Origin of the sequence: Qipengyuania sp. RANM35 (genome assembly GCF_041021145.2) — a bacterium.
Classification (GTDB): Bacteria; Pseudomonadota; Alphaproteobacteria; order Sphingomonadales; family Sphingomonadaceae; genus Qipengyuania; species Qipengyuania soli.
In genome coordinates this window covers 1,225,537-1,243,563 of sequence record NZ_CM196433.1, presented here as the reverse complement: position 1 = coordinate 1,243,563, position 18,027 = coordinate 1,225,537, and the positions used below count along the sequence as shown (strand labels likewise).

Genomic DNA, 18,027 nt, shown 5'->3' with positions numbered 1-18,027 from the left:
CTCAGGCTCCGGCCACCTTCGCCTCGGCGAAGGTCAGGAGACCACCGTAGGTCTCCAGCATTTCTGCTTCCAGGTCCTCGTCGTCGATGACGATGCCGAGACGGTCTTCCATCTCGGTGAGGAGCGTTGCGACCGCCATCGAGTCGAGCTCAGGGATATGGCCGAACAGCCCCGTGTCGCTATCGAACGCCGCCACTTGCTCGCCGTCGAGCGACAGGACCTCGCTGAGGATGGATCGCAGGGCGGTGTCCGTATCGGTGCTGGCAGTCTCGGCAGTCATGTAACTCGTCAATTCCCCTGGCTCAGGAGGCCACGGCCTTAGCGGCGGGGCGATTGGCGTGCAAGGCGACGGGCCAGCGCCTTGGCCAGCGGCAGCCAGGCCGCGGGCTGGCGCCAATCGAGGCAGGTCAGGCGGTAGCGGGCCCGCACACGCTCCATCCAGTCGCGCTTGTAGGCATCGGTCCCCGTGCCGAAGTCGACGAGGTCAACCTTGTCGGTATCGATGACATGCTCGAACATTGCCGCACTGAGCGTCGTACCGGCCGAAAGCGGCTTGGCAGCTTCGACATGGGCCAGCTTGTGGATGTAGGCCGTGCCATTCTCCACGGTCCAGAACTGGGCGGCGACCGGTTCCCCGCCCGATTTGGCGATGCCGATGCGAATGCGTCCCGCTTCGCCTTCCGCGCGGGCAAAGGCTTCGAGCAGGTCGGCGCGCTCTTCTTCGGGCTTCCAGCTGGCTTCATAGACCTTGCGATAGTCTCGCCATGCGGCCTCGTCGAAGGTGCGGAGGACTTGCGTTTCCACCTTGCCCGCCTTGCGCTTGAGCGTCGTGCGCATCTGGCCGGGCCGATAGGACCAGTAGCCAGCGAAATCGCGACCTTCGACCGGGAGCACGTGGTTTTCGTCGCATTGCTCCCTGAACACCACCCACCCGGCCTTGCGAAATGCAGCGACGGTTCGCGACGCGCTGCCATCCTCGTCCGGAACGGGTTGCAGGACGATGCGATGGGTGCGGCTGCGCAGCTCTCGCGCAACGCCAGCCAGCACATCGTCGGCAATTTCGTCGTTCCGACACAGGGGGCGCCAGGTGAAACTGAACCAGTTGGCGAGGCTGCGCAGGCCCTCGGGGGTTTCGCACAAGGGCAGGGCGACCTTGCGGTGGGCATCCTCGCCGATGACGATGAGCGGATGCGCGACATGCTCGCAAAGCAGCGAAAACCAATCGGAACGGTCGAAAGGACCGGTGGCAAACCGGTCGAAGTCTTGCAGTTTCTCGGCCTTGTCGTGATAGCTGACCGCGATGCTCACCCGGATATCCTTGCTGCGGAGCCCCGATGCCTGATCACACGCCCCATCCGCTCGATCAACTGGCGGAGCGCGGCGATGCACAGGCGCCTGCGCTGGTGCTGCGAGACCGGACCCTAGATTACGCCGCACTTCGCGAGCGCGTGGCGCAGCTCGCCGGGTGGCTGGCAAGCAGGGCGGAGAAGGGCGCAAGGGTCGCCAGCTGGGCTGCCAAGGGAGAGCTTACCTGCCTGCTCCCGCTGGCAGCAGCGCGGGCAGGGCTGGTCCATGTCCCGATCAATCCGCTTCTCAAACGGGCGCAGGCGGCCCACATCCTCGCCGACAGCGGCTCCGTGCTGCTGATGGGTAACAAGGCGCGGATTGCCACGCTCGAGGAAGGCGACTTGCCGGGCACTTGCGAGGTTTTCGAGGAAGGCGAGGCCCTGCTGACGGCGACCGCGCTCGACAGCCGCCTGCCGCCCTCCGCGAACGACCCCGACGAACTGGCGGCAATCCTCTACACCAGCGGCTCCACCGGGCGGCCGAAGGGCGTCATGCTGAGCCATGCGAACATGTGGCTGGGTGCCGTCTCGGTGGCGGATTACCTCGACATGCGACCCGATGACGTCACGCTGTCGGTCCTGCCGCTCAGCTTCGACTATGGCCAGAACCAGCTGCTTTCGACCTGGTATGCCGGTGGGAGGGTCGTGCCGCTCGACTATCTCTTCCCGCGCGACGTCGCCAAGGCTTGCGAGAAGCACGGTATCACCACGCTTGCCGCAGTTCCGCCGCTCTGGGTGCAACTGACCGAACTCGACTGGAGCGATGAGGCGAAGGCGTCGCTGCGGCGATTGACCAATTCGGGCGGGGCGCTGACCACCGACCTCGTGCGCGATCTGCGCCGCCTGTTCCCCGATGCCCGCCTGTTCCCGATGTACGGCCTGACCGAGGCCTTTCGCTCGACATACCTCGATCCCGCACTGGTGGACGAGCACCCTACTTCGATGGGCACGGCCATTCCGTTCGCCGAGATCCTGATCATCGCCGACAGCGGCGAGGTTGCAGCCCCGGGCGAGGAGGGCGAACTCGTCCACTGCGGACCGCTGGTGGCGCAGGGCTACTGGCAGGATCCCGAGCGCACCGCGGAACGGTTCAAGCCCGCCCCGGCGGCCTCGCACTACGGCGGCATGGCCGTATGGTCGGGTGACCGGGCCAAGCGGGAAGCCGACGGCCTGCTCTATTTCGTCGGGCGACGCGACGCGATGATCAAGTCCTCGGGCAACCGGATCAGCCCGCAGGAAATCGAGAGTGCGGCACTTGCTACGGGCCTTGTCGCCGAGGCCGTTGCGCTCGGCGTCAAGGACGAGCGTCTGGGCGATGCCATCCACCTCGTCGTCCGTGCCGCTGCGAACGCGGTCGGTGCACAGGAAGAGCTGCCCAAGGCCTTGCACAAGGAGCTCCCGACTTTCATGCATCCGCATGTGATCCACTGGCGCGACAGACTCCCGCTCAATCCCAACGGCAAGCTCGACCGCAACGCGATTGCCGAGGAGATCGGCGCTTGAAGCCGGTCGGCCCCATTCCGGCAGGATACGCCGCTGTCGACGGTGAACTGGCCATAGCGGGACGGAAGGCGTCGGAGATTGTCGACGAGGCCGGTTCGACGCCGTTGTTCGTCTATTCTCGCGAATTGATCGAAGCGCGCGTGCAGAAACTGCGCGACGCTCTCCCGGAACGAATCCGGCTGAATTATGCGATAAAAGCCAATAGCTTTGCGCCCGTTCTTCAGCACGTGTCGCAAATTGTCGATGGCCTCGACATTGCATCAGGCGGTGAACTCGAGATGGTCCGGGGGATCGGTTATGACCTCACCCGCGTCAGCTTTGCTGGCCCCGGAAAGCGCGATGTCGAGCTTGAGGCGGCCATCGCGGCAGGTGTCGTCCTCAATCTCGAGAGCGAGAACGAGGCGCGTCGTGCGCTCGCTATCGGCGAGAAACAGGGTGTCGCGCCGCGTCTTGCGATCCGGGTGAACCCGGATTTCGAGCTCAAGGGATCGGGCATGAAGATGGGCGGTGGAGCAAAGCCCTTCGGCGTCGATGCAGCCCGTGTTCCCGCGCTGGCCCGTGAAATCGTCGATGCCGGTTGCGATTGGCGCGGGCTCCATATCTTCACGGGCAGCCAGGCGCTGTCCGCGGAAGCGGTCATCGACATGCAGGCGAAAGTTCTCGACTGCGCCCACCGCATCGCCAGCGAGGCAGGTGTTCCTCTTCCGAAGCTCAACATGGGCGGTGGTTTCGGCATTCCGTACTTCGCCGGCGACGAGCCGCTCGACCTCGACGCCGTAGGCGAGGCGCTGGAGCGCGAACTCGCGTCATTGCCCGACACGCTGGCCGCTGCCGAGCTCTTTGTCGAACTCGGCCGCTACATCGTGGGCGAGGCCGGGGTCTATCTGACCCGCATTGTCGATCGCAAAGAAAGCTACGGAGAGACCTACCTAGTCACCGACGGCGGCCTCCACCACCAGCTCGCGGCCTCGGGCAATTTCGGGACCGTCGTGCGCCGCAATTATCCCGTTGCCATCGCCACCCGTTTCGATGCCGAGCCAGTGGAAGAGGCCAATGTCGTCGGGTGTCTGTGCACCCCGCTCGATCGCCTCGCCGACAAGGCACACCTGCCGCGAGCTGAGATCGGCTACCTCGTGGCGGTGTTCTGCGCCGGTGCCTATGGCGCCAGCGCGTCGCCCAGCGCCTTCCTCGGACAGGGACCGGCAGCCGAAGTCCTGATTTGAGACACCCTCCAGAAATGCGCTAAACCCGCAGAAATCCGGCGGGTTTGGGGTCGATGGATAACGGTATGTTCACCTTTCGCAGGCAAGTATCGCCCCAAACAGGGACGACGGGGCGCCATCGGTGCCCCCTGCCGCCCTGCACGAATGACGGGGATACCGAATATGCGTCTTGATCGTACCGCCTCCCTCCTTGCCGGGTGCGCCGTGGCCTCGCTGGCCCTCGGCGGATGCACGGCAGGCGGGCCGGAACTTCCGCCCGCGACCTTCGTCGCGCTGCAGGAAGGCCCGGGCGAGGACTATGTGATCGGCCCGCTCGACGAGCTGACGATCCATGTCTGGCGCAATCCCGAACTGGGCGCGGAGAAGATCCAGGTGCGGCCCGATGGCCGCATCACCATTCCGCTGGTCAAGGACATGCCGGCCGTCGGCAAGACGCCGTCGATGCTGGAAGAGGACATCCGTCTCCAGCTCAGCCAGTATATCGAGGACCCGCTGGTCTCGGTCATCGTCAACGAATTCGCCGGCACCTTCAGCCAGCAGGTTCGCATTGTCGGTGCGACCGAGCAGCCGGCGTCGCTGCCCTATCGCGCAAACATGACCGTGCTCGACGCGATGATCGCGGTGGGTGGTCTGTCGGAATTCGCAGCGGGCAACCGTGCCAAGCTGATCCGCTTCGACAAGCAGGCAGGGAAGCAGCAGGAATATGCCCTGCGCCTGACCGACCTGCTGAAGCGCGGCGACAGCAAGGCGAACGTGATGTTGCAGCCTGGGGATGTGATCATCATTCCCGAAAGCACCTTCTAAGGGGTCTGCGGGGGCATGCAGGAAGTCTTCGACGAGATACGCAGCGCGCTGCACACGGTGTGGAACCGGCGGTGGCTGGCGCTGGCCGTGGCCTGGGGCGTTTGCGTCCTGGGCTGGCTGCTCGTCGCCCTGATCCCCAACAGCTACGAGAGCCGCGCGCGCATCTATGTCGAGCTTGACGACGTGCTCTCGAAACAGCTCGATATTTCGGGCGAAGGACAACAGGCGATCACCAAGGTGCGCCAGACGCTGACCAGTGCGGTCAACCTCGAAAAGGTCATTCGCCAGACCCGTCTCGGCGAAAAGGTCGAAACGCAGCGCGAAATGCAGCGCGCGGTCGATAATCTGACCGAGAAGGTCGTGGTCAAGAACTCGCAGGACAATCTCTTCGAACTGACCGCCACCATCGGTGATTCCAGCTTCAGCGATGCCGAGAACGCGGCACTGGCGCAGGACGTGGTTCAGAAGCTGATCGACATCTTTCGCGAGGAGAACGTTGCCGGCAACCGCGGACAGGTCGCCGACACGATCGTCTTCCTCGACCAGCAACTCGACGACCGGAAGAAAGAGCTTGAGGCCGCCGAGCAGCGCCGCCTTGGTTTCGAGGCGCAGCATCCCGACCTGATCGGCGGGACCACCACGGTTTCTTCACGGATCAACTCGATGCGCGACGAGATGCGCGGCGTCGATGCCGATATCGCTGCCGCCCAGAGCGCGCTGGCCGCCATCAATGGCCAGCTTTCCAGCACTCCGCGCTCGATTACCATGCCCGGCGAGAGCGGCGGTGCGCGCGGGGCATTGGCGCAGGCGCAGTCGCAGCTTTCGGCCATGCGCGCACGCGGCCTGACCGACAGCCATCCCGACGTGCAGGCGCAGAAGCGCCAGGTCGAGGCGCTGCGCGAACAGGCTGCCGGTGAACCCGCAGGTGCCGGCGGTTCGCCCAATCCGGCTTATACCTCGCTTGTCTCGATCAAGGCGGAGCGTCAGGCGAACGTGCAGGCTCTTCAGGCTCGCAAGGCTGCGCTGCAGGCCGACATCTCTGGCCTGATCGCTTCGCAGGCGGATGAGCCCGCCGTGGCGGCCGAGGCCAACCGCATCAGCCGCGACTACGAAGTGCTCAAGGAAAAATACGACGAGCTTCTCAAGAACCGCGAGGAAATGCGCCTGCGTGGCCAGGTGGAAACCGAGCGCAGCGCCTTCCAGTTCGAAGTGATCGATCCGCCCACGGCGCCGCGGAAGCCTGCTGCACCCAACCGCCCCCTGCTGCTGATCGGCGTGCTTATTGCCGGTATCGCCGCGGGCTGCGGTGCGGCCTTTGCGATGGGCCTGCTGCGGTCGAGCTTCACCACGGCCGAGAAGCTGGAGCGGGTGCTCGACCTGCCTGTCATCGGCACGGTGTCGCGTTCGATGACGCATGAGGCACGGAGCATTGAGCGAGCGCAGCTCAAGAAATTCTTCGCTGCGAGCGGAGCGCTGGCCGCGGTCTGCTTCCTGCTGCTGGTGGTCGAAATCATCCAGGTCGGCTCGGTGGCCTGAGGGGGAACGGTGTCCGTGAACAAGCCCACCAAGATCACGCTTCCCGAGGGCAGCAAGAAGCGCGATGGCGGTTCGCTGTTCGAGCGCGCGAGCGGTGCGTTCGGCCTCGACCGGCTCGCCTCCGCACCTGTGCCTTCGAAGCTGGAGAGCGACAAGGCCAAGAAGTTCGCCCCGCAACGGCGCAAGGATGAGGCTGCTCCCGAGCAGCCGAAGCGTCGCGCGTCGGACTACATCGGAGCGCCTGCGGAAGCGCAGGCCGCGCCAACCGCGCCAGCAGAGGCTGCCACAAGTCCTGCTCCCCCCGCCTACGAGCCATTGGTTCGTTTCAAGGGCGAGAAGCGCGAGGTCGTCCGTTCGCTCCTGCGCGAGCAGGGGTTGATCGACCCGGACGGCGGCTCTTCGACCCTGCTCGAGGAATTTCGCATCATCAAGCGCCAGGTGCTTGCCGCAGCCAAGGCGGAAGGCACGGCCCAGTCGCGCCGCGTGCTCGTCTGCTCGCCGCATCCCAACGAGGGCAAGACCTTCTGCGCGCTCAACCTCGCCATCGCGCTTGCCGGTGAGCGCGACATGGAAGTGCTGCTGATCGACGCAGACTTCGGCAAGCCGTCGATCATGAACAAGCTCGGGCTGGAAGCGGGCAAGGGCTTCATGGATGTTCTCGCCGACCCCTCGCAGCACGTCGAGGACTGCGTCGTCGGAACCGACATCGGTGGGCTTTTCGTACTTCCGGCAGGCGAGCGCACGGGTCGCGACAGCGAGTACCTCGCCAGTGAGCGCACCTGGGAGGTGCTCAACCGCCTTACCCGTGGTGCGCCCAACCGCATCATCGTGTTCGACAGCCCTCCGGCACTGGCTGCGACACCCGCCGCGGAACTGGCCAAGCATGTCGGCCAGGCGCTGCTCGTCGCCCGCGCGGATATGACCGGGCAGGCGGCGCTCGAGGACGCGATCGACCTCCTGTCCGCGTGCCCCGACATCAAGTTGCTGCTCAATGATGCGACCTTCAATCCCAGCGGCCGCAAGTTCGGCAGCTACTACGGATACGGGGAATAGGGGTATGACCCGCATCTCCGCATGCCGCACCTTCGGTGCGCTGGCCACCCTGGCCCTGCTGGCGTCGACCGGACCGCTGGCCGCGCAGGAAGCCGGCAGCGACGCGCATTCAGGCAAGGAAGGTGATCGCCGCCTGACCGGCCACCTGCGGATCGACCCGTATATCGAGGCAAACTCGATCGCGACCTGGCAGATTTCGCCGGGTGACGATGTCGTCACCTACACCCAGCTCGCCGCAGGGGTCGATGCATCGCTGATCGGGCGCAACAACGGCGCCACGGTGTCGCTGCGCTACGAACGCACTTTCGCCCACCAGGACGAAGGCGTCGATACCGACAGCATCACCGGCCTGGCACGTGGTTACACGACTATCGTTCCCAACGTCCTGACCTTCGAGGCGGGTGGATTGGCAAACCGCACCAGTGTCGATGCGAATGGCCGTTCGATCATCGCGCCGCTGGCTGATGCCGACCTGTCGACGCATACCTACTCGGCCAATGCCGGGCCTACGCTGCAGACGCGGGCGGGCAATGTCGATGTCAGCGCGAACTACCGCATCGGCTATACCCGCGTCGACGGACCGGATTTCGTCACCACCGGCGGCCAGGTCGCCGATATCTTCGACGAAAGCGTCAGTCACAGCGCGAACGTCCGTGCCGGGATCGCGCCGGGACACGGCCTGCCGGTCGGAGTCGGCGTGGGCGCAGGCTTTTACCAGGAAGATGTCACCAACCTCGACCAGCGCGTCCGCGATGCCTACGTGCGTGGCGACGTGACGGTGCCGGTCTCGCCGACCGTTGCACTGGTCGGCGGCATCGGCGTCGAGGACGTGGAAGTCTCGAGCCGCGATGCCCTGCGCGACACCAATGGTGCGCCCGTGGTCGGGACCGATGGCCGCTACGTTGTCGATCCTTCCAGCCCGCGCGTCATCGCCTACGAAGCCGACGGCCTCATCTGGGATGTCGGCGTGGTCTGGCGCCCGAGCAGTCGCACGCAATTGCAGGCGACCTTCGGCCATCGCTACGACAGCGAGACCTTCTACGGCAATTTCTCGTGGAAGCCCGATCGTCGCAGCACCTTCTCGGTCAATGTCTATGATGGCGTGCAGGGCTTCGGCGGCCGCCTCAACAATGCTCTGGCATCGCTGCCGGTCGATTTCGACGTGGTCCGCGACCCCGTCACAGGCGAAATTACAGGCTGTGCCAACAGCCTCGACGGTTCGGGCTGCATAGACGGGCTGCTCGGTTCGGTCCGCTCATCGGTCTTCCGCGGTCGCGGGGTGCTTGCCAGCTACACGCACCAGGCGGGTCGCATAACCATGGGCGTGGGTGCCGGCTACGATCGTCGCAAGTTCATCGGAGCGCCGGGAACGGTGCTCGCGCTGGCCGACGGCATCGTCGATGAGAGCCTGTTTGTCGCGGCCAATCTCGACGGCCCGCTCGGACGCGGCAATTTCTCGATCACGACCTACGCCAACTGGTTCGAAAGCGGCGCGAGCGACCTCGGCGACGCCTTCTCGGTTGGTACTTCCGCATCCTATACCGAGCGCGTCTGGCGCGGACTTTCCGCCCGGGCCGCGATCGCCCTCAACATGCTCGACGCCAAGGCCGCACCGGAAGAGCTTCTCACCGCCTCGGCGCTGCTCGGCCTGCGCTACGATTTCTGATAAGGACGCTTCGATGTACGAGGAATTCTACGGTTTCAGCGAGCGGCCCTTCCAGCTCACGCCCGATCCGGCGTTCTATTTCGAGAGCGTCACGCACAAGAAGGCGCTGAGCTATCTCGGCTATGGTCTCAACCAGGGCGAAGGCTTCGTGGTCATCACGGGCGAGGTGGGCGCGGGCAAGTCGACGCTGGTGGCGCATCTCAAGCAGAAGCTCGACGGCGATCGCATGACCGTGGGCGAAGTGGTCACCAGCGCGCTCGACGGCGAGGAGATGATTCATGTCGCCGCACGCAGCTTTGGCCTCGACATCGAAGGCGGAGACAAGGCCGCAGCTTTGGCTGCCATCGAACTGTTCTTGCACGAGGAAGCGCGGAATGGCCGCCGCGTCCTGCTGATCGTCGACGAGGCGCAGAACCTGTCGATCGGCGCGCTCGAAGAACTGCGCATGTTGTCCAACTTCCAGCTCGGATCGCACCCGCTGCTGCAGACGCTGTTGCTCGGCCAGCCCGAGTTCAAGCACCTGCTGGCCCAGTCGGACGAGCTCGAGCAGCTCCGCCAGCGCGTCATCGCAGCACATCACCTGGAGCCGATGCAGCCGGGCGAAATCGAACCATACGTGACCCATCGCCTTCATCACGTGGGCTGGGACGGCAACCCCGAACTCGACAGCGCGCTGTGGGCCCTGCTGCACAAGGCGACGGGCGGCATTCCGCGCAAGGTCAACCAGGTGATGAATCGCCTGCTCCTCATGGGCGCGCTGGAAGAACAGTCGGTCCTCGAAGCCGATATGCTCGATGCCGTTCTCGAAGAGATGGATGGCGACAATTCCGCCGAGGTCGAGGCCGCTCCCGCACCGCGCGCTCGTCCGGATCGCGACCTTCCCGCGGCCGATGCCATTGCCAAGGCACGCAGCGAGGCGGCTCCCGTTGCCGCTCCCGCTCCCGCTCCCGCACAGCAGGCGATGTCGCCCGAACAGGAAAAGGGCCTGCTCGACCACCAGATCGACGCCATCGAACAGGCGTTTGCCGCGCGCGACAAGCACATGGCTGCGCTGCGCCGCGAGGTCGAGAAACTGGCGGCCTCGCGCGGCGAGGGTGGCGGCGAAGTGCCTGCCGACCTCGACCAGCGCCTGTCCGCCATCGAACGTCGCCTCGACGAACAGGAGCAGTCGCTCCGTCATGTCCTGGCGATGATGATCGACTATTTCGAAAGCCAGGCGACGCGCGCCGCGGCCTAGTCTAATCGAGGGGGCGATGAACGAGCAGCGGATCGTCAACGGCCTCTCGGTCGACGTCGAGGACTGGTTCCAGGTCGGGGCGTTCGAGAAGACCATCTCGCGCGACGACTGGGACTCGCTCCAGTTGCGCGTCGGCGACAATGTCGCGCGCATCCTCGACCTGTTCGATGCCGCCGGGGTCAAGGCGACCTTCTTCACGCTGGGCTGGGTGGCGGAACGCAACAAGCCTGCGATGCGCGCCATCGTCGAGCGCGGGCACGAGCTGGCGAGCCACGGTTACGACCACACCCGCGTATTCACTTTCACGCCGGAAGAGTTTGCCGCCGATATCGCCAAGGCGCGGGCTATCCTCGAGGATGCGGGCGGGGTGGAGATCACCGGCTATCGCGCGCCGAGTTTCTCGATCGACCAGCGCAATCCTTGGGCGCACGAGGTGCTGGCCGAGCACGGCTATGCCTATTCCTCCAGTGTCGCCCCGGTGGTGCACGACCATTATGGCTGGCGCGAGGCCCCACGCTTCGCCTTCGATCCGGTCCCGGGAAGCGACCTCGTCGAGATCCCGGTGACGACGGCGATCTTCCGCGGGAAACGGTTGGCGGCAGGCGGAGGCGGGTTCTTCCGCGTGCTGCCCTATGGCTTCAGCCGCTGGGCGATCCGCCAGGTGAACAGCAGGGAAAAGCGTCCGGCGATCTTCTATTTCCACCCGTGGGAAGTCGATCCCCAGCAGCCGCGCGTGGCCGATGCACCGCTGCGCTCGCGCCTGCGCCACTACACCAACCTGTCGCGGATGGAGGGCAAGCTCTCCGACCTGCTGGGCGAATTTGCTTGGGGCCGGATGGACGAGCTCGCCGCGATCGAAAAGGCGCGCAGCATGGCCTGGGCCGCATGAATGCGCCGATGAGCCATTCCGCCACGATCCGCCTCGCCGACCTGTCCGATGCAGGGGAGGTGACCCGGATCGAGGGCTTCGTTGCGGACGCAGGTGGGAGTGTCTTCCATCGCCCGCTCTGGTTGTGCGCCATCGAGCGCGGCACGGGCAATCGGGCGCATGGCCTCCTGATCGAACGCGGCGGTGTGATCGCTGGCTGGTTGCCGTTGAGCGCCGTTAGCTCGCCGATCTTCGGCAAGGCGCTGGTATCGAGCGGCTTCGGCGTCGGTGGCGGGGTTCTTGCCGGTCGGCAGGACGATGCCGTGCGACTGTGCCGCGCCGCTGAGGAACTGGCCGGACGCATGTCGGTCGGCACAGTGGAACTGCGCGGTGCCGATGCTGCCGACGACTGGGAAGTGATCGAGGGCCGCCATTCGAATTTTGCAGCCGACCTTGCTGCCGACGATGAGGCACAATTGCTTGCCATTCCCCGCAAGGCGCGGGCCGAAGTCCGCAAGGGCCTCGACAACGATTTGCAGGTGTCGGTCGGCTGGGGCGAGGACGACCGCCGCGCGCATTTCGCTGCATACTCGGAAAGCGTGCGCAACCTCGGCACCCCTGTCTTTCCGCGAAGCCTGTTCGATGCGGTGCTCGACCTGTTCGGTGAGGACGCGGACATCCTGACGGTGCGACATGGCGACACCCCGGTCGCCAGCGTCCTCTCGCTCTACCACCGCGGCACGGTCATGCCCTTCTGGGGCGGAGGGCCCTTCGCTGCCCGATCGCTACGCGCCAACGAGCGGATGTATTACGCGCTGATGTGCCACGCCCGCCGCAGGGGCTGCACTCGCTTCGACTTTGGACGTTCGAAGACCGGCAGCGGACCATTCTCTTTCAAGAAGAACTGGGGTTTCGAACCCGAACCGCTGGTCTATCGCAGCTGGAGCGGCGGGGGCGTTGCCGCGCGCAATATCGACCCGACCGATGAAGGCCATTCGGCCAAGATCGAACTCTGGAAGAAACTGCCGCTGCCGATCGCGAACATGATCGGCCCCTGGATCGCGCGCGGCCTGGGCTGAACGATGGGCGACATTCTGTTCCTTTCGCACCGGGTGCCTTTCCCGCCCGATCGCGGCGACAAGATCCGTTCGCACCACCTCCTGAAAGGGTTGGCAAAGATCGCGCCGGTGCACGTCGCGACCTTTGGCGAGACTGCGCAGGACATGGCGCAGAAGGGCGAACTCAAGGCGATCGCAAAGTCGCATGTGTTGAAGCACCGTCACCGTCCGCTGTGGCTCGCCGGGATTGAGGCAGTGCTGACCGGCAAGCCTGTAAGCCTGTCGGCTTTCGAGGACCTCGCGATCAGCAATTACGTCCGCAAGACCATCCGCGATCAAAGGGTAGATACGATCTTCGTCTTCTCGGGGCAGATGGGGCAGTACATTCCCGATGATTTCCGGGGCCGGGTGATCGTCGACCTTTGTGACGTCGATAGCGCCAAGTTCGAAGCCTATGCGGATGCAGGCCAGCGTCGCTGGATCAATGCCCGCGAGGCGCGCCTGCTCTCGCGCGAGGAAGAGCGCCTTGCGCACCGTGCGGATACAACCCTGCTCATCAGCGACAGTGAAGAAGGGCTGCTGCGTAGCCGTATCGCGAATGCAGGTGACGCGAACATCGCGGCCCTTGGCAATGGCATCGACGCGCACTTCTTCGATCCAGCGCAGGTCGGTTTGCAGGAGGATCTAGAGGAAGGTGACGACCCGCAACTCGTCTTCACCGGGCAGATGGATTACCCGCCGAACATTTCTGCGGTCGAATGGGTCATGGCCGAGGTCATGCCGCGCTTGCGCCAGCGCTATTCGCGCGCCCGCTTTCATATCGTCGGACGCGCACCCGGGCCCGCGCTGAAATCGCGCCACGGCGAGAACGGCGTTCGGGTATGGGGCGAGGTCGCGGATGTCCGCCCGTTTCTCAAATCCGCAGATGTCGTGCTCGCACCGCTGCTCATCGCTCGCGGTGTACAGAACAAGGTCCTGGAAGCGATGGCGATGGCCAGGCCCGTTGTCCTCACACCTGCGGCCGCGACTGGCATCGATGCCCAATCCGGACGCGACTTCATCGTCGCCGAACCGAAGGGCGAGGAGTTTGTCCGCGAAATCTCTGCCCTGGTCGAAGATCCGTCCCGCTCGGGAGAGATCGGCAGGTCTGCGCGGCAGTTCGTGGTCGGGGAGATGGGCTGGGACGCGGTATATCGCCAGCTCGCCGAATTCGTGTCGGGCGCGCAAGGGGCCGGACATAGTGGCTGAGGTGGCAACAGCCTGGAAGTCCTTCGCGATCCGGCTCGCGCTCGTTTGGGCGGCACTGTTCGTGCTGACCTTCCCCCAATGGCAGGCGATGTCCTACCTCTGGTGGAACGTAGCGACCTACAGCTTCATCCTCCTCCTCCCGCCGATCATTGGGTGGCTGGCGTGGATGCGGCGCCATGAGCTGGCCAAACTGGCCCCAACCGCTTGGTGGCCGGGACTCGCATGGTTGGCGCTGGGCTTGATCGCCTGGACAGGTGGTCGGGCGAGCGGGATCGACCTTTTTGCACAAGCAGGAACGGTGATGGCCTTTCAGGGCGCCGCGATCACTCTCCTGGGCCTGCGTGCCAGTCTGATCCTGGCACTCCCCATCGCCTATTCGAGCTTCCTCGTCCCGTTCGGCGACGAGATCGTGCCGCAGCTGCAGGCCATTACCGCGCACATGGCAACGTCTCTCACCGAATTGAGCGGTGTGGAGACGGTGTCGGACGGCATCCATATCGACACGCCGGCCGGTCTGTTCATCGTCGCCGAAGCATGCTCGGGCGTGCGCTTCCTCATTGCGATGGTCGCATTGGGCGTGCTGGTGATCTTCACCTGCTTCGACAGCTGGAGCCGCCGGGCGTGGTTCATGCTCGCCTGTTTCGTGGTGCCGATCATCGCCAACGGCATCCGCGCATGGGCAACGATCTTCGTGGCACAATATGTCGGGGCCGAGCGTGCAGGGAGCTTCGACCACATCGTCTATGGCTGGTTCTTCTTCGGCATCGTGATTGCAATCGTGCTCGGCGTGGCATGGCGGTTCTTCGAGCGCGATCCCGAGGACGCTGGTTGGACGCTGGAGGAGTTGGATCGTCTAGGCATCGTGTCCCGCCTCGGTGAGAAACCCGTTCCGGCGAACCTCGCCCTCGGTGCGATACTGCTGGTCGCTTTGCTCTTTGCCGCACTCGCGCGACTGGTCTAGGCGAAAGCCATATGTGCGGGATCGCGGGGATTTTCCATTACGAGACTGTGAAGCCGGTCGATCCGAAACGGGTCGAGCGGATGGCCGACGCGCTCGCCCATCGCGGGCCTGACGGGTCGGGCGTCTGGACCGCGCCGGGCATCGGGTTGGGCCACCGCCGCCTGTCGATCATCGACCTCGCCGGATCGCCGCAACCGATGCACTCGGCTGACGGGCGTGCGGTTATCGTCTTCAACGGCGAGATCTACAATTACCGCCGCCTGAGGCACGAGTTGGAGAAGGACGGTTTCGCCTTTCGCACCGATGGCGATACCGAGACCATCCTTGCCGCGTGGCGAAAGTGGGGGCCCGATTGCCTCTCGCGGCTCGACGGCATGTTCGCCTTCGCTCTCTATGATCTCGAGACGCGGCAGCTGTTCCTCGCCCGCGACCGCCTCGGCGTGAAGCCACTCTACCTCGCGCGGCTCGAGGGCGGGGCGCTTGCATTTGCCAGCGAACTGAAAGGCCTTCTCGCCAATCCGCTGATGCGCCGGAAGATCGATCCGCTGGCGATCGAGGACTACATGGCCTGGGGCTATGTCCCCGACCATCGCGCAATCCTGCAGGGGGTCGAGAAGCTGCCTGCCGGGCATTTCATGCTGCTCGAACACGGGCGCGAAATTCCCCCGCCGGAACAGTGGTGGGACGTCACTTTCGCAGAGCGTGAAAAGGGGACCAGCGAGGACCATTCTGCCAAGCTGCTCCACCTGATGCGCGAAGGCGTCACCAGTCGGATGGTCGCCGATGTGCCTCTGGGTGCATTCCTGTCGGGCGGGGTGGATTCGTCCAGCGTGGTGGCTCTCATGGCCGAGGCGAGCGCCAAGCCGGTGACGAGTTGTTCGATCGGCTTCGATGTCGCCAGCGTCGATGAGACCAGCCACGCACGCAAGATCGCCGAGCTCTTCGCGACCGACCACCACGAACGCATCGTCTCAGCCGACCAGTTCGACGAGATCGACCGCATTGCCGCCATTTTCGACGAGCCCTTTGCGGATGCCAGCGCGCTGCCGACCTTGCGGGTTTGCGAGCTGGCACGCGAGCACGTCACCGTCGCTCTTTCGGGCGACGGGGCAGACGAGGCTTTTGCCGGCTATCGCAGGCAGGTGTTTCACCGAAGGGAGGAACAGGCGCGCGGTTTTCTTCCTGCTGCCTTGCGCGGCCCGATCTTTGGCAACCTCGGGCGCATCTGGCCCAAGGCGGACTGGGCGCCGCGTCCGCTGCGTGCCAAGGCAACGCTGCTTTCGCTGTCCGAAAGCGGGGAGGCGGGATACGCCCGCGCGCTGTCGATCCTCGCACCCGAACAGCGGCAGGCGCTTTATGGCGAAACTCTGCTGCGGGAGCGTGGCGACTATCGGGCCGAACAGCCATTCGAGAAGCTGATGCGAGAGGCTCCTGCGCGCAGCGGCCTCGACCGGGCGCAGTATGCCGACCTCAAGTTCTGGCTGCAGGGCGATATCCTGACCAAGACCGACCGCACCAGCATGGCCGTGAGCCTGGAAGCGCGCGAGCCACTGCTCGACCATCGCCTGATCGAATTCGCCGCCCGCCTGCCCGAGCGCGAGCGTATTCGCGGCACTACCGGCAAGTGGCTGATGAAGCACACGATGGAACGCTACCTGCCCGGGGACATCCTCTACCGCCCCAAGCAGGGCTTCGTGACCCCCATCGCGCAGTGGTTCAGGGGCCCGCTCGCGGATCAGGCGCGCTCGATCGCGGGGAGCGAGATGCTGGTCGGCAGCGGATGGTTCGACCGCAAGGCACTTGCGCGCCTTGCGGACGACCATGTTGAGGGAAGGGCCGACAATTCGCGGCCCCTGTGGCAGTTGCTGATGCTCGAGAAGTCGCTCAGGAACCTCTCGCCTGCCGCCTAGCGTGCGTCGACCAGCACGACCTCGGCATCGTCGATTGCCTCGACCACGATCTCGGTTTCGCCGGTAACGGCAATCCCGTCGCGCGGTTGGGCCTCGTGTCCGTTGACCTTCACCCGGCCCTTCGGCGCGACGAGATACTGGTGACGCTGGCCGGAGGTCTCCCACACGGCGGTCTGACCTGCGGCAAGAGTGGTCGCTGCGACCTTGGCATCGGTGCGGATGGACAGGGCGTCGTCGCCTTCGGGATCGCCGCTGGCGAGGATTTCGAACCCGCCCTCGCGGCTCGCCTTGGGGAACTCGCGCTGGCCCCAGCCGGGGGCTTCGCCTTCACGGTCGGGGATGATCCAGATCTGGAACAGCGTCGTGGCTTCGTCCTCGAGATTGTATTCGGCATGGGTGATGCCGGTGCCCGCGCTCATCACCTGCACGTCGCCGGCGGCCGTACGGCCTTCGTTGCCGAGGCTGTCCTTGTGAGTGATCGCGCCCGTGCGGACGAATGTCACGATTTCCATGTCGCGATGCGGGTGGGGCGGAAAACCGCTGCGCGCGGCGATGGTGTCATCGTTCCATACGCGGATGCTGCCCCAGCCCATGCGAGCCGGATCGTGGTAGTTGGCGAAGCTGAAATGGTGCCTCGCATCGAGCCAGCCGTGGTCTGCGTGCCCGAGCGAGGCGAAGGGACGGATGTCGATCATGTCGGTATTCTCACATCGGCGGGGAGAGTTTGTCCGCCGGAAGCGAGGTTTATGTGGGGTCGCTTCAGTGGCTTTCAACTGTGCCCGGATGGGACCCTGCACGCTGCGGGATGACGAGGATCAGGACCACGATTGCGGCTGCCAGGACAGCCGTTGCCACCGGTCTGCTGAGGTCGAGACCACCCTTGGCGATCGGCTTGTCGAGGAAATCGCCTACCGTCGCACCAAGGGGTCGCGTCAGGATGAAAGCGGCCCAGAACAGGAGCACGTGGCTGATCTTCGACCAGTAGTAGAGTGCTGCAAGAACAGCGAGCAATCCGCCGAAAAGTGCTGCACCGCCGAGGTAGCCGAAGCCGCCAGTATCCGCCGCCCAGTCGCCCAGTGCAGTGCCAAGCGTCTGCGAGAAGGTGATCGTCAGCCAGTAGAACATCTCTGCCCGCGGAGTTGAGACGGTGTTGACGTCGATCGTGCAGAGGCTGGCCTTCCAGGTGACAAGGCTCGCCACGACGAGACCGAACAGCAGCAGCGAACCGCCGGTGTAGCCGATGCCGATCGAACGCGTGGCGAAATCGGCCAGCGTGGTGCCGGCAGTCGTGGAAGCGAGAATGGTCGCCCAGTAGAGCCAGGGGTTGTAACTCTTCGCCCGGATTTGTGCCCACACCAGGCCGATCAGCAGAACGCCGAAGATCGCAGTGCCGACCAGGTAACCGTTTAGCCCGCCCTGTCCGGCTTGCGGAGTCGTTTCGCCAAGCCAACTCATCGAGACGGTGTCGCCACCGGTTTCGCCCAGGGTCGTGGCGAGTATCTTGATGATCCAGAATCCCAGAGTCACCGCCGGGACCTTGCTGGCCTGTAAAAGTTCGCTTCTCGTCATGACGCGCCTTTCGCTGCTGCGTGTTATGAAGAAGCTATGCGTGAG

At 64.9% G+C, this 18,027-nt stretch carries 16 protein-coding genes; 12 read left to right on the top strand and 4 right to left on the bottom strand.

Annotated features, from left to right (window positions below; all coding sequences use genetic code 11):
* Nucleotide 1 precedes the first annotated feature (1 nt).
* The gene (locus RAM60_RS06265; RefSeq protein ID WP_369025119.1) at nucleotides 2-280 is read right to left on the bottom strand and encodes an acyl carrier protein; all 279 of its coding nucleotides are present in this window, start codon (nucleotides 278-280) and stop codon (nucleotides 2-4) included.
* A 38-nt stretch (nucleotides 281-318) separates the two neighbouring features.
* On the bottom strand, nucleotides 319-1,308 hold the full coding sequence (locus RAM60_RS06260) for a GNAT family N-acetyltransferase (RefSeq protein WP_369025120.1): 990 nt from the start codon (nucleotides 1,306-1,308) through the stop codon (nucleotides 319-321).
* A 26-nt stretch (nucleotides 1,309-1,334) separates the two neighbouring features.
* On the opposite strand from RAM60_RS06260, the gene RAM60_RS06255 reads away from it, so the two are divergent.
* The 12 genes from RAM60_RS06255 to RAM60_RS06200 all read left to right on the top strand — a co-directional run bounded on the left by RAM60_RS06255 (nucleotide 1,335) and on the right by RAM60_RS06200 (nucleotide 16,413).
* A complete protein-coding gene (locus RAM60_RS06255; protein WP_369025121.1) occupies nucleotides 1,335-2,849 on the top strand; it encodes an acyl-CoA ligase (AMP-forming), exosortase A system-associated in 1,515 nt (504 codons plus the stop codon).
* Nucleotides 2,846-4,072: a pyridoxal-dependent decarboxylase, exosortase A system-associated gene (locus RAM60_RS06250; RefSeq protein WP_369025122.1), complete on the top strand. Its 1,227-nt coding sequence runs from the start codon at nucleotides 2,846-2,848 to the stop codon at nucleotides 4,070-4,072. The genes RAM60_RS06255 and RAM60_RS06250 overlap by 4 nt, the downstream gene beginning before the upstream one ends.
* Before the next feature lie 162 nt (nucleotides 4,073-4,234).
* On the top strand, nucleotides 4,235-4,876 hold the full coding sequence (locus RAM60_RS06245; protein WP_200983935.1) for an XrtA/PEP-CTERM system exopolysaccharide export protein: 642 nt from the start codon (nucleotides 4,235-4,237) through the stop codon (nucleotides 4,874-4,876).
* A gap of 15 nt (nucleotides 4,877-4,891) precedes the next feature.
* Nucleotides 4,892-6,412: an XrtA system polysaccharide chain length determinant gene (locus tag RAM60_RS06240; RefSeq protein ID WP_369025123.1), complete on the top strand. Its 1,521-nt coding sequence runs from the start codon at nucleotides 4,892-4,894 to the stop codon at nucleotides 6,410-6,412.
* Between the two features lie 15 nt (nucleotides 6,413-6,427).
* Entirely contained in the window at nucleotides 6,428-7,465 is a 1,038-nt protein-coding gene (locus RAM60_RS06235) for a P-loop NTPase family protein (RefSeq protein WP_369025124.1), read from the top strand.
* Between the two features lie 4 nt (nucleotides 7,466-7,469).
* The gene (locus tag RAM60_RS06230; RefSeq protein WP_369025125.1) at nucleotides 7,470-9,131 is read left to right on the top strand and encodes a preprotein translocase subunit YajC; all 1,662 of its coding nucleotides are present in this window, start codon (nucleotides 7,470-7,472) and stop codon (nucleotides 9,129-9,131) included.
* A gap of 13 nt (nucleotides 9,132-9,144) precedes the next feature.
* Nucleotides 9,145-10,368 carry an XrtA/PEP-CTERM system-associated ATPase gene (locus RAM60_RS06225; RefSeq protein ID WP_369025126.1) on the top strand — a complete coding sequence of 408 codons (1,224 nt, stop codon included), beginning with the start codon at nucleotides 9,145-9,147 and terminating at the stop codon, nucleotides 10,366-10,368.
* A 16-nt stretch (nucleotides 10,369-10,384) separates the two neighbouring features.
* Nucleotides 10,385-11,257: an XrtA system polysaccharide deacetylase gene (locus RAM60_RS06220; RefSeq protein ID WP_369025127.1), complete on the top strand. Its 873-nt coding sequence runs from the start codon at nucleotides 10,385-10,387 to the stop codon at nucleotides 11,255-11,257.
* The gene (locus RAM60_RS06215; protein ID WP_369025128.1) at nucleotides 11,254-12,315 is read left to right on the top strand and encodes a FemAB family XrtA/PEP-CTERM system-associated protein; all 1,062 of its coding nucleotides are present in this window, start codon (nucleotides 11,254-11,256) and stop codon (nucleotides 12,313-12,315) included. The genes RAM60_RS06220 and RAM60_RS06215 overlap by 4 nt, the downstream gene beginning before the upstream one ends.
* Nucleotides 12,316-12,318: 3 nt before the next feature.
* A complete protein-coding gene (locus tag RAM60_RS06210) occupies nucleotides 12,319-13,542 on the top strand; it encodes a TIGR03087 family PEP-CTERM/XrtA system glycosyltransferase (RefSeq protein ID WP_369025129.1) in 1,224 nt (407 codons plus the stop codon).
* Nucleotides 13,535-14,503, top strand: coding sequence for an exosortase A (gene xrtA / locus RAM60_RS06205; RefSeq protein ID WP_369025130.1), 969 nt, complete (start codon nucleotides 13,535-13,537; stop codon nucleotides 14,501-14,503). Before RAM60_RS06210 ends, xrtA begins: the two co-directional genes overlap by 8 nt.
* Nucleotides 14,504-14,514: 11 nt before the next feature.
* Nucleotides 14,515-16,413 carry an XrtA/PEP-CTERM system amidotransferase gene (locus RAM60_RS06200; RefSeq protein WP_369025131.1) on the top strand — a complete coding sequence of 633 codons (1,899 nt, stop codon included), beginning with the start codon at nucleotides 14,515-14,517 and terminating at the stop codon, nucleotides 16,411-16,413.
* Here RAM60_RS06200 and RAM60_RS06195 read toward each other — a convergent pair.
* Both RAM60_RS06195 and RAM60_RS06190 read right to left on the bottom strand, forming a co-directional pair.
* Nucleotides 16,410-17,108: a pirin family protein gene (locus tag RAM60_RS06195; RefSeq protein WP_369025132.1), complete on the bottom strand. Its 699-nt coding sequence runs from the start codon at nucleotides 17,106-17,108 to the stop codon at nucleotides 16,410-16,412. The genes RAM60_RS06200 and RAM60_RS06195 overlap by 4 nt on opposite strands.
* Before the next feature lie 64 nt (nucleotides 17,109-17,172).
* Nucleotides 17,173-17,982, bottom strand: a complete 810-nt coding sequence (locus tag RAM60_RS06190) for a COG4705 family protein (protein ID WP_369025133.1) — start codon at nucleotides 17,980-17,982, stop codon at nucleotides 17,173-17,175.
* Between the last annotated feature and the right edge of the window lie 45 nt (nucleotides 17,983-18,027).